The sequence below is a fragment of the Maribacter corallii genome, from assembly GCF_047345415.1.
Taxonomy (GTDB): domain Bacteria; phylum Bacteroidota; class Bacteroidia; order Flavobacteriales; family Flavobacteriaceae; genus Maribacter_C.
The window spans coordinates 830,115-844,867 of record NZ_JBLFEP010000002.1; the positions used below are offsets into that span (position 1 = coordinate 830,115).

General features: G+C 41.8%; 13 protein-coding genes. 11 read left to right on the forward strand and 2 right to left on the reverse strand.

Annotation, left to right across the window (positions count from 1 at the left end):
• Positions 1-105: 105 nt before the first annotated feature.
• The 5 genes from porK to ACKWCA_RS08945 all read left to right on the forward strand — a co-directional run bounded on the left by porK (position 106) and on the right by ACKWCA_RS08945 (position 6,122).
• Positions 106-1,461 carry a T9SS ring complex lipoprotein PorK/GldK gene (gene porK, locus ACKWCA_RS08925; RefSeq protein ID WP_413977833.1) on the forward strand — a complete coding sequence of 452 codons (1,356 nt, stop codon included), beginning with the start codon at positions 106-108 and terminating at the stop codon, positions 1,459-1,461.
• Between the two features lie 190 nt (positions 1,462-1,651).
• Entirely contained in the window at positions 1,652-2,302 is a 651-nt protein-coding gene (porL, locus tag ACKWCA_RS08930) for a type IX secretion system motor protein PorL/GldL (RefSeq protein ID WP_413977834.1), read from the forward strand.
• Between the two features lie 58 nt (positions 2,303-2,360).
• Positions 2,361-3,929, forward strand: coding sequence for a type IX secretion system motor protein PorM/GldM (gene porM, locus ACKWCA_RS08935; protein ID WP_413977835.1), 1,569 nt, complete (start codon positions 2,361-2,363; stop codon positions 3,927-3,929).
• Positions 3,930-3,992: 63 nt separating this feature from the next.
• On the forward strand, positions 3,993-4,895 hold the full coding sequence (gene porN / locus ACKWCA_RS08940) for a type IX secretion system ring subunit PorN/GldN (RefSeq protein ID WP_413977836.1): 903 nt from the start codon (positions 3,993-3,995) through the stop codon (positions 4,893-4,895).
• Between the two features lie 171 nt (positions 4,896-5,066).
• Positions 5,067-6,122, forward strand: a complete 1,056-nt coding sequence (locus ACKWCA_RS08945; RefSeq protein WP_413977837.1) for an NAD(P)/FAD-dependent oxidoreductase — start codon at positions 5,067-5,069, stop codon at positions 6,120-6,122.
• On the opposite strand, the gene ACKWCA_RS08950 is transcribed toward ACKWCA_RS08945, so the two are convergent.
• Positions 6,112-6,501: a DUF983 domain-containing protein gene (locus ACKWCA_RS08950; protein ID WP_413977838.1), complete on the reverse strand. Its 390-nt coding sequence runs from the start codon at positions 6,499-6,501 to the stop codon at positions 6,112-6,114. The genes ACKWCA_RS08945 and ACKWCA_RS08950 overlap by 11 nt on opposite strands.
• 64 nt (positions 6,502-6,565) lie before the next feature.
• Between ACKWCA_RS08950 and ACKWCA_RS08955 the strand changes: the two genes are divergently transcribed.
• The 3 genes from ACKWCA_RS08955 (at position 6,566) to ACKWCA_RS08965 (ending at position 10,884) form a co-directional block, all read left to right on the forward strand.
• Complete coding sequence (locus tag ACKWCA_RS08955; RefSeq protein ID WP_413977839.1) at positions 6,566-8,479, forward strand: ABC-F family ATP-binding cassette domain-containing protein; 1,914 nt, start codon at positions 6,566-6,568, stop codon at positions 8,477-8,479.
• A 163-nt stretch (positions 8,480-8,642) separates the two neighbouring features.
• Positions 8,643-9,530 carry a leucine-rich repeat domain-containing protein gene (locus tag ACKWCA_RS08960; RefSeq protein ID WP_413977840.1) on the forward strand — a complete coding sequence of 296 codons (888 nt, stop codon included), beginning with the start codon at positions 8,643-8,645 and terminating at the stop codon, positions 9,528-9,530.
• 472 nt (positions 9,531-10,002) lie between these two features.
• Entirely contained in the window at positions 10,003-10,884 is an 882-nt protein-coding gene (locus tag ACKWCA_RS08965; protein WP_413977841.1) for a leucine-rich repeat domain-containing protein, read from the forward strand.
• Between the two features lie 42 nt (positions 10,885-10,926).
• Here ACKWCA_RS08965 and ACKWCA_RS08970 read toward each other — a convergent pair whose 3' ends face one another.
• The gene (locus tag ACKWCA_RS08970) at positions 10,927-11,607 is read right to left on the reverse strand and encodes a head GIN domain-containing protein (protein WP_413977842.1); all 681 of its coding nucleotides are present in this window, start codon (positions 11,605-11,607) and stop codon (positions 10,927-10,929) included.
• Positions 11,608-11,866: 259 nt separating this feature from the next.
• On the opposite strand from ACKWCA_RS08970, the gene ACKWCA_RS08975 reads away from it, so the two are divergent.
• Genes ACKWCA_RS08975 through ACKWCA_RS08985 form a run of 3 tightly spaced genes read left to right on the forward strand, consistent with a single transcriptional unit; the run spans position 11,867 to position 14,691 of the window.
• The gene (locus ACKWCA_RS08975) at positions 11,867-12,814 is read left to right on the forward strand and encodes a formylglycine-generating enzyme family protein (RefSeq protein ID WP_413977843.1); all 948 of its coding nucleotides are present in this window, start codon (positions 11,867-11,869) and stop codon (positions 12,812-12,814) included.
• A gap of 24 nt (positions 12,815-12,838) precedes the next feature.
• Complete coding sequence (locus tag ACKWCA_RS08980; RefSeq protein WP_413977844.1) at positions 12,839-14,137, forward strand: Gfo/Idh/MocA family protein; 1,299 nt, start codon at positions 12,839-12,841, stop codon at positions 14,135-14,137.
• Positions 14,138-14,157: 20 nt separating this feature from the next.
• A complete protein-coding gene (locus ACKWCA_RS08985; protein ID WP_413977845.1) occupies positions 14,158-14,691 on the forward strand; it encodes a YceI family protein in 534 nt (177 codons plus the stop codon).
• Positions 14,692-14,753 lie beyond the last annotated feature (62 nt).

Here is a 14,753-nt window from a genome sequence, read left to right on the forward strand (position 1 = left end):
TATAATTGCTCTCGATACAATAATTTGCTCAAAACATAGTTTTAGAGTGTAGAATAAACAATTGAGTTTGCAGTTTATAACCATAATCGAAATTTAACCTAAAGTATGAAGAAGCTATTGTTATCATCTATAGCATTTGTTTTTTTGCTCACAAGTTGTGGATCGAAAACAAAAGGAGAGCTAGTCGGGGCCCAAGGAAAAAAGTGGTACCCTGAAAAGCCTTACGGTATGGAACTAATTCCCAGAGGTTCCTTTATCATGGGTAAGGCCGAAGAAGACCAGGCTAAAGTTCTCAACGCCCCTACAAAGACAGTTACCGTACGTTCCTTCTACATGGATGACACGGAAATTACCAATAGTGAATACCGTCAATTTGTCGAATGGGTACAAGATTCCATTGTAAGAACGCGTTTAGCCATTCTTGCGGATGAATTGGGATTAGGACCTGAAGATGGAGGAATTGGTGACTTCGCATTCCAAGATGCCGATACCACCAAAGCGTCGGTCTATGACAAATACATGTTGGATAATTATGCAGGGATGGGTGAGACCGGTTTCGAAGGTCGTGCACTGAACAAAGACGAAGACTTGGTTTGGGATACTTCAGAATATCCAGATGAGTACTATACGGAGGTTATGGATTCATTGTACATTCCTGAAGAGGAATCATACAACGGCCAACGTACCGTTGATGTAACAAAATTGAAATACAAGTATAGCTGGATGGATATCGAAGCTGCTGCCCGATCTAGAAACGGTAGAAGAAAAGATTTTATCCGTCAGGAAGAATTGGAAATCTATCCGGATACCACGGTTTGGATCCGAGATTTCGAATACTCGTACAACGAGCCTATGCACAACGATTATTTCTGGCATGATGCGTATAGCGATTACCCGGTTGTCGGAATCTCTTGGAAGCAAGCGCAGGCGTTTTGTAACTGGAGAACGAAATTTAAGAACGATGACCAAAAGAGTCGCGGAAGACAATTCGTAAATAAATTCAGATTGCCAACGGAAGCGGAATGGGAATATGCTGCGAGAGGTGGCATCGAAGGAGGAACTTACCCTTGGGGTGGCCCTTATGTGATCAGTGACACAGGATGTTTCATGGCCAACTTCAAACCGCAACGTGGAGACTATGCTGCCGATGCAGCCTTGTATACAGTGGAAGCGAAGTCTTATGAGCCGAACGATTTCAACTTGTACAACATGGCAGGTAATGTTTCGGAATGGACAAACTCAAGTTACGATCCAAGTTCATACGATTATGTATCTACCATGAACCCGAACGGGGGCGATGGTGCGAATTCCAGAAAAGTGATCCGAGGAGGGTCTTGGAAAGATGTCGCCTACTTCCTTCAAGTTAGTACACGAGACTATGAATACGCTGATTCGGCACGTAGTTATGTAGGTTTTAGAACCGTACAGGACTATATGGGCGAAGAAGATTCAACACAATAAAAAAAACAAAATAAAATACACCGAATTGGGTATTGCATTTCGTAGATGTTCTATCTAATTTTAGAAAGCTTAAATACATTCCCGAACATTCGGGGTCCAAATACAAAATCCAAATACATCCGGGTAACGACGGATCAAACGTTAAACCAAATACTTATTATTAACATTAAATTTTAAATTAACTTTTATTATGGCACAGTCAAAATCAACAAAGAAACTATTCAACATGGCCTACGGCCTTGGAGCATCGGTAGTAATTATTGGTGCATTATTTAAAATCCTTCACTGGGAGTTCGGACCACTAAATGGTGGTATTCTTCTTGCGATAGGTCTTATTACGGAAGCGCTTATTTTCGCTATTAGTGCATTTGAACCGGTAGATGACGAATACGATTGGTCTTTGGTATACCCAGAGCTTTCCGGAGGTGCATCTCAAGGTAGAAGCAATGAACTTGCGGAGATCAAAGAAACTGAAGCTTCCTTATCTGCTAAATTAGACGACCTACTTAAAGAAGCCGGTGTTGACGCAAGTCTTATGGAAAGCTTGGGTGACAGTATCAGAAACTTTGAAGGTGCTGCTAAAGGTATCGCCCCTACAGTTGATGCTATGGAATCTACTAAGAAGTATTCTGATGAAATGGTTCAGGCTGCCGCTCAAATGGAGTCTTTGAACAGCTTATATAAAGTACAGTTAGAGAGTGCTAGCAAACAAGCTTCTGTCAATGAAGAAGTTGTTCAGAATGCAAGTGCTTTGAAAGACCAAATGGAGTCTTTGGCTACCAACCTTTCTTCATTGAACGGTGTATACGGTGGTATGTTAACTGCAATGAATAGAAACTAATTAGAACTTTAGTTAAATAACCCCAAATCAAATATTAATTAAAATCTAATTAGAAAACATGGCAGGAGGAAAAGCAACACCACGTCAGAAGATGATCAACCTTATGTATTTGATCTTCATCGCGATGTTGGCCTTAAATATGAGTAAAGAAGTTCTAGCTGCATTCGGTTTGATGAATGTTAAGATGGAAACTTCTAACGCAAAGACTACCGCAAGCAACGATTTGTTTTTGGAAAGTCTTGGAACCAAAGCTTCTGAAGATGCAGCCAAGTACGATAAACTGTACAAAGATGCACAGCAGATAAAAGCAATGTCTCAAGAGTACTATGACTACCTACAGTCACTTAAAGATGGTATGCTTGAAGGCGTTGAAGACCCTACGGATTATACAGTAATGGATAAATCGGATTTTTTGGATGGAAAGTTCTTCCAAGGAGACAATTTGACTCCTGAAGGTGAGGATTTCTTGAAGAGAATCAACGATTACCGTGACGGTGTAATCGCAATTTTACCAGCTTCCATGAAGGAAGTAAAAGAGAATGTGCAAGCACGTTTTCAAACGGGAGATGAGAACGGTAAGGAAACAAACCGTAGCGGTGAAAAAGTTGATTGGATCAACTATCACTATGAGCGTTTTCCATTAGTAGCTTCTTTGACAAAATTGACCGCCTTACAGGCCGATATCAAGTCTACTGAAGAAGATGCTTTGAAATCGATGTTGGCCGGTGAATTGACCGAGCAGGTTTCTTTGAAGAACTTTGCGACATCACTTTCAGCTTCTAAATCCGCTTTCTATAGTGGAGAGAAGTATGATGGAAAGATCATCATCAGTAAAACCGATAACTCTTCTACTCCTGTAAGAGCTGAATTGACTCTTGATGGTAGAAAGATGACCGCAGGTAAAGATTATAAACTTGAAGCCGGTGGTATCAAGTTATTGATCGGTGCAGGTGCACCTGGTGACCATGAAGTTGCTGGTAACATGTACTTCAAGCAAGACGGTGAGGAAATCGAAGTTCCTGTGAAGAATTCCTTCGCGACAATTTCGAAGCCGAATGCCGCTTTGATCGCTGCTGATAAAATGAATGTAGTGTATCGTGGTGTTTCTAACCCGATGTCTATTTCTATCCCTGGTATTCCTAATAACAAGGTTAGCGCTTCAGCTACTGGTTTGAAGAAAAGACAGGGTAGTAACTATATTATGAACCCAGGTAAAGGTAGAACGGTTACGATTACCGCTTCAGGTACTTTGCCAGATGGTCAGCGCGTATCTTCTAAATCTGAATTCAGAATTAAGGATATTCCAAGACCTTCAGGTTCTATCAGTAAGCAAACAGGTAGTTTGAAATTACCTCGTAAAAATGTTGAGATCGCCACAGTTGGCGCTATGTTGGAAGACTTTGATTTTGACTTGAATCTGAAAGTTGGTGGATTCAAATTTAAAGTGCCAGGTCAACCTACAGTTAGCGTTAACGGCAATAAATTGAACGGTCAAGCAAAATCAGCTTTGAAAAGAGCGAAGCGCGGTGATGCAGTTCAGATCTTCGATATCAATGCGTATATCACGAATAACAAAAGCTACAAATTGAAAAAGGTATCTCCGGTTGTTGTGGAGATAACAAATTAATAACTATAAAATTTCCGGGTTGGCTTGCAAAGTCGGCCCGGTTACTTTTAAATGATTGGAAAAATGAATTGGAAGAATGTTTTAATAATCGGAGCGGTTAGTTTACTACCTGCTTCTATGTTGGCTCAAGCGAACATTTTAAATGCCAAAAAGCCAGAAGAGATCGGTGTGAAAACCGAAGCTCAGAAGGCGTTGGATAACGATGCTCCCCTAGAGTATGGTTATGTCGATGATCGTGATATCTTATGGTCAAAGACCGTTTGGGAAGTGGTTGACCTTGATGAACGTGTAAACTTTCCATTGTACTATCCTACCGATACTATTGATATAGGTTCTGATAGAAGATCATTGTACGATGTTTTGATTAAGAACATCAGAAATGGCAAGCTAGAAGACGTTTATGTTGATTCGTACTTTACGGAAAAGAGAAAGTTTGCAGACTTAAGTTCGACACTGCGCAAAGTGGATACCTTGGAATATGGGTATGAACAAATCAATGCAGGTGAAGCATTGTCTCCTGAATATGTGATGGAGCGAGAGCTTTCCGCAGCGGATATCGAGGAGTACCGCATCAAAGGTATCTGGTACTTTGACAAGCGCCAGGGTGAGCTGAAGTACAGACTTCTGGGTATTGCACCTGTCGCCCCTGATGTGAACTTCATCGATGATGAGTCAATGGACCCGGCTGATGCCAAAGTTGAGCTTTTCTGGGTTTGGTACCCTAGTGCGCGACAGATGTTGCACGACGCGAAGGTATTTAATCAACGCAATTCCGCTCAACCGATCTCTTTTGACATGCTGTTGAACGCGAGACGTTTTAATGGTGTTATCTACAGAGAAGACAATGTTCACGGTGACCGAAAGGTAAACGATTACATTGCCGATAATGCCTTGTTTCAATTATTGGAGGCCAAGAGAATAAAAGAGGTTATCCGAGATAGGGAACAAGATATGTGGGCCTATTAAGCCTTAACGATTAACATTCCAATTCAAGATATTGAGCCGCATCATAAGATGCGGCTCTTTCTATTATACGTGGTTTTATGAACCGTAGGTCCTCTATCAAAAAGGGCGCTGTATTGAATATTACCCTAGTGTTCTTCTCAAGTCGTACGAACGAAGTAGTACCTTTGTGCTATGGTAGACTACCTCGTAATCGGTCTTGGCCTTGCCGGAATATCCTTTTGTGAACAACTCGAAGATCACGGCAAGACCTTTCACGTGATCTCGGATGATTCGCAAACTTCCTCTTCGGTCGCTGGTGGATTATACAATCCTGTTATTCTTAAGAGGTTCACCTTGGCGTGGAAAGCAAATGAACAACTTGAACTGGCGTTGCCATTTTACGCAAAGCTAGAAAGGAAACTTGGAATCTCGCTGGATCATCGTCTTGAAGTAGTTCGGAGATTCGGTTCTGCCGAAGAACAGAACCTGTGGTTCGAGGCGATGGATAAACCCTTTTTGGGCACGTTCTTATCGCCCGAGGTCCATTCGAATACAAATGTTCATATTGAGGCGCCCCACGGCTTCGGTACCGTGTTTAAGACCGGTAGAATAGCAACGGACCAATTGCTTCTAAGTTATTCGCAGTACCTAAAGGAAAAAGAAAAATTGACCTCCGAGTCGTTCAACTACGATCTTTTGCAGATCAAGAACGAGTCGATTTCCTATAAATCGATAACAGCGCGAAATATCGTTTTTGCCGAAGGTTTTGGTTTAAAAGGAAACCCCTATTTCAACTACCTGCCTTTACACGGAAATAAGGGCGAGTATGTCATTATCAAGGCGCCCGAATTGAAGGAGCGAAAGGCGATTAAATCGAGTATTTTCTGTATTCCGTTGGGAAATGACTTGTATAAGGTCGGCGCGAATTATGATCGCAATGATCTTACCAACAGCCCCACTGAACAAACCAAAGAAGCGCTTTTGAAAAAGCTGGAGCGATTCATTACCTGTGACTACAAAGTAATAGATCAAGTCGCGGGGGTGCGGCCTACCGTAGTAGATAGAAGACCCCTTGTAGGAAGACACCCCACTGAGCCTAATCTGTACGTGCTGAATGGTTTTGGTTCACGGGGCATATTGATTGCCCCATACGTAGCACCGCAATTGTATCGAAATATCGAACATCAAATTCCCTTGGAAGCCGAAATCGATTGTGCTCGCTTTGAAAGAAAATGGTTTAAGAGGTAGTTCCGGCCGCTTCCTTATCGTAACTGAAAAAGAAGTTGATCCAGATATTTCGCGATAGACGAATGATGACCGGCATGAATACGATCATAGTGGTTACAATGGCTATAAAGGTCGTAATCAAACTAGAACCTAGTAAAAGTCTTGCAATGACAAAGGCAGCTACCGCAAACGCAATTCCAACCGCATAGCTGACATACATCGCACCGTAGAAAAAAGAAGGTTCTATTTTATATTTAGTGTCACAGTTCGAGCAACGTTCGTTCATTTTGAAAAGATGGCCTGGCTTATATGGGTTGTTGGCCACATACATAGACTCTTGATGGCATTTGGGGCAACTTCCTGTTAAAATACTGTAGAGTTTGTTTCCTTTTTTTAACATTTGCAAAGCTTTGTTCAAAAGTACTGATTCAAGCCGTTTTTTAATGTAACAATCGTCACAAAGAATGCTAAATATCCATAATCTTTCCGTCTCATTTGGTGGGGAATATCTGTTTGAGGAAATATCGTTTCGATTGAACGGTGGAGACCGTGTGGGTCTCATTGGAAAAAATGGAGCGGGCAAATCGACCCTCCTAAAATTGCTTTCAAAAGATATGCCACTGGATTCGGGAACCATTGCCATAGAGAAGGATGTGAAAATCGGCTTTCTTCGTCAAGATATTGATTTTGAACAGGGGAGAACGGTCTTGGAAGAAGCATACCAAGCCTTTGTGGAAATCAAGGCACTTGAATTGCAACTTGATGAAATCAACACCCAATTGGCCGAACGTACCGATTACGAAAGTGAAGGGTATAATCAATTGATGATAGACCTCAGTGATGTGACGCACCACTATGAAATTTTGGGCGGATATAATTATCAAGGGGAGACCGAAAAGATTCTTCAGGGCCTTGGATTTAGGAGAAACGACTTTGAGAAAAAGACCGATACTTTTTCCGGTGGTTGGAGAATGCGTATTGAATTGGCGAAGCTACTGTTGCAAAATAACGATGTACTGCTGTTGGATGAACCGACCAATCACTTGGATATTGAATCGATTATTTGGCTTGAGCAATTTCTTCGTAATTATTCCGGGGCGGTGGTCATTGTTTCGCATGATAAAATGTTCTTGGACAATGTGACCAATCGTACCATTGAAATATCCCTAGGGCGTATTTATGATTACAACAAGCCGTATTCGAAATATTTGGTTTTGCGAAACGAGATCAAGCAGCAACAATTGAACGCCCAAAAGAATCAAGAAAAAGAAATACAACAAGCGGAACGGTTGATCGAGAAGTTCAGGGCAAAGTCGACCAAGGCATCTATGGCGCAGTCACTCATCAAGAAGTTGGATCGAATCGAGCGCATTGAAGTCGATCAAGACGATACGAGCGTGATGAGTGTTCGGTTTCCTATTTCCGTTACGCCGGGTAAGGTCATCGCGGAAATCGAAGGACTATCAAAGAATTATGGGGATAATCATGTTTTGAACAACATCAACCTCCTGATTGAACGGGATAGCAAAACAGCCTTTGTGGGGCAAAATGGACAAGGCAAATCCACACTGGCCAAGATTTTAGTAAAAGAGCTGGATTATGAAGGGCATTTTAAATTGGGGCATAATGTACAACTGGGGTATTTCGCTCAGAATCAAGCGGAATATCTAGAGGGTTCAAAAACGGTATTGGATACGATGATCGATGCGGCCAACGAAAAGAACAGAAGCAAGGTTCGGGATATTTTGGGTTCTTTTCTATTTCGGGGAGATGAAGTAGATAAGTACGTCAAAGTACTTTCAGGGGGTGAACGTAACCGCTTGGCACTGGCGAAGATGTTGTTGCAACCCTTTAACGTGTTGGTTATGGATGAGCCTACGAACCACTTGGATATAAAATCAAAGCACGTTTTGAAACAGGCCCTTCAAAATTTTGAGGGAACCCTGATTCTTGTTTCCCATGATAGGGACTTTCTTCAAGGCCTTACCAACAAGGTGTATGAATTCAAGGACCGAAAGATAAAAGAATATCTTGGTGATATTGATTTCTACCTGGATCAGCGAAAGGCTGAAGACTTTAGGGGAATTGAAAAAAAGACCGAATCCAAGGCCATCAATGAAAAGGCTGAAAAGAAACCCAATAGTTTTGAGGAGCAGAAGAAACAGAAGTCTTTGAAAAACAAATTGGGAACAATTGAAGGCGATATCGCATCCTTGGAAAAGGAAATCGCTGAAATTGACCACCAGCTTCTCATGGATTATGATGCGACTATTGCAGCGCCAGACTTTTTCGATACGTATCAGAAAAAGAAAAAGAAATTGGAGGAACAAATGAAAAAATGGGAGCAATTGAGTATTGAACTGGATAATATTCAATAATAATCGCCACGATGTAGATTATTTTTTACAACACTTTTCCTGTATTTCACAACAAATCAAGCCCAATTTGGCATAATTCATCGATACTATTTGCAATATATACTAAAAAACTCGTTTATTTGTAAGGTAATTCTTATAAAATAATGAATTAGTACATAAATAGATGAACAAACTGGTGTACATAGGCATAGTGTTGACAGCGTTGAATATTGTCTCTGGAAAAGTACCGGCAATAGAAAAGCAGGCGCTCATCGACTTATATCACAATACGCAGGGCGAATACTGGAAGACTACCTGGGATTTATCGAAAAACGTTTCCGACTGGAGCGGTATTGAATTGGAAAACGAGAGGGTAGTCACTATAAGTTTAATGAACAATAACCTCTCTGGTGAAATCCCTAGTTCGATAGGAAATTTGAAAAATCTGAGAGTTCTCAATCTCGCTTTCAATGCTATTGGTGGAACTTTACCAGAAGCCATTGTCGAATTGAAAGGCTTGATGGTATTGCGACTTGCTAAGAATAGGTTGGTCGGCAGCATTCCCGAAAACATAGGACTTTTACAAAACCTCGTCGTCTTTGACCTTTTTAGCAATGGCATTAGCGGCGAAATTCCAGAAGAGATAAGCGATTTACGGAAATTAAAGGTGATATCCCTTTCGAACAATAAAATTACAGGAGTGATACCTGATGCTTTAGGTACCCTTAAATCCCTTGAACGCATAGAATTGGGAGATAATAGGATTACCGGAGCTGTACCTAAAGCGCTGGGTAAACTATCGAAACTGAACATGCTCGTATTGTCGCACAATGAGTTAACGGGCAGGTTTCCCATGGAAGTATTCACAATAGCGAGCTTACGAGTGGTACAGCTGCAGAACAATAACTTTGATAAAAACCATTTAAGAAAGAATATCCCGGCTAAAATGGATCTCGCACTGTTCGAATTTGACGATATCCGTGACGGAATCGATAAAAAAGGGCTGTACGGACCCTATTCGGATCGAAAGGTTCGTATGGCCGATACCAAATTCGCTGAAGACCATAATTAATAGTAGGGATATGAAAGTTGAAGAAATGAAAAAATAAAACTGGTGTTGGCCAAAGATTAGCCAAATGGGGCATTTAAGGCTGAGTTTGGCCAATTAACCAGATTTTGAAAAGATCCTAAACTTAAGGTGTCGCTTTTCATTTGTTTTGATCAGCTTCAACAAGTAAGGTGAACGACCCTTGGTCTCATCGAAAGCAATACCAAGAAATGTTGATGATTAATTCAGAAAGTGTTTAACGTAAAGGAAGTAGTAATTCTTTTTTCTAGTTAGTAGTTTGGTTTTGGGGGGTGCGAGAGTGCCCCTCATTGGGTTTTAGGAAGTTGAAGTAAATTTCTTCAAAATTTTATCAGAAAAGGGGAAATTGTTCGTTAGAAGAATACAATTTCTATGAGAAGAACCCAAACCAAGGGGCAAAAGTTGAGATTTTATAATGATTAAAAACCGACCGATCTTATAGACAAATGCCATTAGCATGAATCGTATATCCCGTAATCTCGCGATTTCTATTGCCTTTCTCCTCGTTATGAAGGTTGAAGCCCAAATCAGTAAAAAAGAAAGATCGGCCCTAGTAGATCTATTTGAGGCTACCAATGGAGCGGAATGGACCAATTCTTGGAATCTAGATGCGCCAGTTAAGGAATGGTACGGCGTGTATGTCGAAAATAACCAAGTAGTTCACCTTAAACTTTCTAAAAATAATTTACAGGGAGATTTGCCCTTCACATTAAAAAAATTACAACATTTAGAAGTGCTCGATCTTTCGTTTAATAAAATTACGGGCTTGTTGCCAAGAACGCTTGCCGAATTAGGGGACTTGCGGATCTTAAAATTGGAAATGAATACGATTAAAGGTGACCTCTCTTGGGACTTTTCGAACTGGTCGAAACTCGAGGAATTGAATCTTTTCAATAATTTTCTAGATGGATCGATACCCCAAACCGTTGGCTTGGCAAAAAATCTTCGCATTTTGAACCTTTCAAGTAATAATTTGAGCGGTACATTACCCAAATCAATTGAAAAGCTTACCCAGCTTGAAATCTTAGGCCTTATGGGAAATCGGTTCGAAGGGGAAATTAATATCGATTTTTCGAACATGGACGGCTTGTTTGAGTTGGTACTTTCGCATAACGCATTCGAGGGTCCATTGCCCAATAGTATACAAGGGTTGTTGAAACTGAAATTTGTTCAACTACAGGGTAATAAATTTGAAACCTTCAGGGGGCTCGAAAACATCCGTAGCAAAGAATTAATTGCCTTTGATAGCGACAATGATCTTTTGGATCGTAAGTATTCGAATACGTCGTTGAGCAGATCTCGAATGGCGGACACCAAATTCGAAGAAGAAAAGCACTGATGGCTTTTTGATTTTACCGTGCAAAAAGAAGTCTCCCCAGGCTTAGTCCATCACCTTTATTTTCCCGCCAAAGATTTTGTCTCGTTTTAAGTCTTTCGGATTGCCATAAACATAAATCGAGCCACCCGCCCTTACCTTGGCTTCCATTTTGTCAGTAGCATGAACTCTTGCGGTTCCTCCGGCATTTACCGTAACCTTCGTTTCCGTCGTACTTAAGTCCTCATTCCACACTTTTCCTCCGGCATTGGCCACTACTTCTTGTTTTCTCACTTTTCCGGTCAGCGTGATTGCCGCTCCCGAGGTTGATTTTACATAGAGGTCCTCTATGTCTACTTTGAGCGTTATTTTGCCCCCTTCCTGCGCTGCCAACTTGACCTCTGTTCCTAAAATCGTATCGTCTGAGGTGATTTCCGCATTTTCGTTGGCATCGATAAGTGTGAATGGTTCGGTATGATACACTGTAGCGGTTACGTCACCTCCGTCCATCTGGTTTTCAAAATCCATCTTGATTTTTAGAAGCCCACTTTTGACCGAAACGTTGACATCATCTTGGTCATCTCCGGTAATGACCACTTTATTTTCATTGCTCTTGATCAAAACGGTACGAATGCGATCAAAGGCCTTGATTTCCGTAAAAGATTTCAATTCCACCACAATTTCTCGCTGCGCGTGGCCGACGTAGTTCATTAGGATTAAAGCGAATAAGGAAAAATAGATTTTCATGACGTTCTCCAATTTTGGTTTTCTGCGATTTACAATGAAGTATTTCAAATTTAGGATAATTTGTGATAAGTTTCTACTGTAACGAATTCCTTTGAATATCAAGGGACATCGTTGATGAATTATTTAATACATTTAAGGAAAATCTACTCCGATGTACATCGATTACGCAAAAATATTTCGGTCAACGTTTCTTTTAATGGCCCCATTGTTTTTTTTTCAGAGCTGTAAATCGACAGTCAAAGTTTCTGAAAAAAAGGAGATGAGTAAAGATGGGGAGGTCGATGCGCAAGTCTCTTCGGATGCCGGAAAAAGTGAAGTGTATGTTCAAACCGTTCCGGGAACGGAATTGACCTTTGAAATGATATCCTTACCAGAGGGTACTTTTCTAATGGGCAGCCCAACTTCGGAATCGAACAGAAAGGAAGATGAAGGCCCACAACGTGAAGTTGAACTAGACGCTTTCTATATGGCCAAATACGAACTTACCTGGGAGTTGTTCGAATTATTTTTTAAACAGAACAAGGAGCTCTTCGTAAAATTGGACGATGAAAAGGTGGTGAAGATAGATGCAATTACAAGGCCTAGTCCTCCATACGAAGACCCTTCCTATGGTATGGGGAAAGACGGTTACCCTGCTGTGAGTATGTCAACCTATTCGGCCCTTGTTTTCTGTAAGTGGCTCAGTACGGTTACCGGAAAATTCTATCGACTGCCAACGGAAGCGGAATGGGAATATGCGGCAAGAGCCGGAAGTACGGCAAGTTATAGTTTTGGTGAAGACGCAAGCCTGTTGGACGACTATGCGGTCTATCGTAAAAACTCCAACAATGCCTATGCCCAGGTCGGTACTAAAAAACCGAATGCCTGGGGATTATACGACATGCACGGTAATGCAGCGGAATGGACTATGGATGAATATAAAGAAGACGCCTACGAAACCCTGGGGAGCGAAAATCCGTGGGCTACACCCATGGTCATCCATCCTAGAGTTTATAGAGGAGGTTCTTGGGATGATGAAGCCGATAAACTACGTTCTGCCGCAAGAACCGGTTCGACCACGAAGCTCCAAAAAAGAGATCCACAGATACCGAAGAGTTTTTGGTGGTTTACCGATTCCAACTACGTAGGTTTTCGTTTGGTGAGTCCTGCAGAGCAACCGTCACCCGAAGCACAAAAAAAATTCTGGCAAACCGTGTTGGATGAATAGGATAGCTACCGTAAATGTCTATAGATGAAAGAGAATAAGAGAAGGACTTTTATTAAAAACTCTTCAAAGACTTTGGCGGCAAGCGTGGTCTTTGGTCACCTGCCTTCTTTGTCAAGTACCGATAATCTAGGTCAAAGAAGCCTTAAATTGGGTCTGGTGGGCTGTGGAGGACGTGGCTCGGGTGCGGCTTTTCAGGCGTTGACAGCATCAAAGGCTGTTCAATTAGTGGCTATGGGTGATGTTTTCAAGCATGAGCTGGATAAGAGCTTGCAGCTGATCTCAAAAGAGTTTTCGAACCAAGTAGATGTTCCGGGGAATCGGCAATTTCTAGGATTGGAAGCGTACAAGAATGTGATCGATGCTTGTGATGCCGTAATTCTTGCAACGCCACCAGGGTTTCGACCTGAACATTTCGAGTATGCCATTGCGGCAGGAACACATGTCTTTATGGAAAAGCCTCTGGCAGTTGATGTGCCAGGGTATAGAAAGGTGATTAAAGTTGGCAAAAATGCTACGGAGAAAAAGTTGAATGTGGTCGTGGGTCTTCAGTCCCGATTTGAAATCGGACTTAATGAGATGGTCAATAAGATCCATGCAGGTGAAATCGGGGATATTCTTTCTATGGATGTATATTATAATGTTGGGAAGGCGACCGTTCACCCAAGACGACCCGATCAAACTGAACTGGAATATCAGATCAGTAACTGGCATTATTTCAATTGGTTGTGGGGCGGTCAATTGGCAGGTCAGGCGATACATCAGATCGATGTGATAAATTGGATAAAAGAAGACTTCCCCATCAGTGCAAGTGGAATGGGGGGAAGAGCAATGCTTAATGGACCCGATAATGGTGAGATTTTTGACCATCATTATGTCGAATATAGGTATGCAGATGGCACAAAGTTACATGTGCAATGCCGTCAAATGGACAACTGTGACAATCGGTTGGGTTTTAATGTTCAAGGGAGTAAGGCCAGGGCCGACGAGCGACTTCAGATTATCGACAATAATGGCGAGGTTCTATGGCGCTACCGCGATGAGGACGACCCCTCATCATCGCAAATTGAACAAGATGTTTTTTTAGGCGCAATTTTAGGAAAAAGACCATACGTCAATAATACGGAGTACGGAGCGGAAAGCACCATGACGACCATACTCGGTAGAATGGCCATTGAATCTGGACAAGTCATCGATTTGAAAAAGGCGAAAGCCTCTAATCTTCGAATAGTGCCCAAGGAATTCGCTTGGAACATGAAAATGCCAAACGCGCCCCTTGAAGATGGCAATTATCGAATTCCAAGGCCCGGAATACCGGTTTTATAAAACCTATCAAATCTATTGAAATGATAAAAATACTAGTCACCTTATTAATGACCTTCTCAGTGGTCACTGGGTTCACCCAAGATACTTACGTACTGAGCGAGAAGAGCAAACTTACTATAAATGGTACCTCGACAGTTCATGATTGGACGGTCACTGCCCATACGATGTCGGGAATGGTTGCGGTGGAGGAAAACGCTCCAAGAGAACTTACCTTAGAAGTTGCCGTGGGCGCTATCAAAAGTGAACGCGGCGCTACCATGGATAAGAAGATGCATGCGGCTTTACAGAAAGACGCACACCCGAAAGTCGGTTTTAGTTTAAAAGAGGCCAAAGAGGAAGGCTTGCTATCAGGTACGTTAGCTATCGCTGGTCATGAGCAAGATGTGGAAATCGCCACGACAACCAATTTTTCTGATGATTCCGTTACGATGATTGGCGAACATCGTATCGCTCTCAAGGACTTTCAAATTGAACCGCCAACAGCGATGTTCGGTCAGGTAGTCGTGGGTAATGAGGTAACGGTCAAGTTCGATCTGGTTTTTAAAAAAGAGTAGTTCTTTCACCTTCCTTTGGTCTTCTCTAATCAATGCACCTGATAGCTGTGAAAAAAGAAGTA

Coding starts and splice junctions, on each gene's coding strand:
- ACKWCA_RS08945 (WP_413977837.1), top strand. CDS start 5,067: ATGGTAGACTACCTCGTAATCGGTCTTGGCCTTGCCGGAATATCCTTT.
- ACKWCA_RS08955 (WP_413977839.1), top strand. CDS start 6,566: ATGCTAAATATCCATAATCTTTCCGTCTCATTTGGTGGGGAATATCTG.
- ACKWCA_RS08975 (WP_413977843.1), top strand. CDS start 11,867: ATGAGTAAAGATGGGGAGGTCGATGCGCAAGTCTCTTCGGATGCCGGA.
- ACKWCA_RS08970 (WP_413977842.1), bottom strand. CDS start 11,607: ATGAAAATCTATTTTTCCTTATTCGCTTTAATCCTAATGAACTACGTC.
- porM (WP_413977835.1), top strand. CDS start 2,361: ATGGCAGGAGGAAAAGCAACACCACGTCAGAAGATGATCAACCTTATG.
- porL (WP_413977834.1), top strand. CDS start 1,652: ATGGCACAGTCAAAATCAACAAAGAAACTATTCAACATGGCCTACGGC.
- porN (WP_413977836.1), top strand. CDS start 3,993: ATGAATTGGAAGAATGTTTTAATAATCGGAGCGGTTAGTTTACTACCT.
- ACKWCA_RS08960 (WP_413977840.1), top strand. CDS start 8,643: ATGAACAAACTGGTGTACATAGGCATAGTGTTGACAGCGTTGAATATT.
- ACKWCA_RS08980 (WP_413977844.1), top strand. CDS start 12,839: ATGAAAGAGAATAAGAGAAGGACTTTTATTAAAAACTCTTCAAAGACT.
- porK (WP_413977833.1), top strand. CDS start 106: ATGAAGAAGCTATTGTTATCATCTATAGCATTTGTTTTTTTGCTCACA.
- ACKWCA_RS08950 (WP_413977838.1), bottom strand. CDS start 6,501: ATGTTAAAAAAAGGAAACAAACTCTACAGTATTTTAACAGGAAGTTGC.
- ACKWCA_RS08985 (WP_413977845.1), top strand. CDS start 14,158: ATGATAAAAATACTAGTCACCTTATTAATGACCTTCTCAGTGGTCACT.
- ACKWCA_RS08965 (WP_413977841.1), top strand. CDS start 10,003: ATGAATCGTATATCCCGTAATCTCGCGATTTCTATTGCCTTTCTCCTC.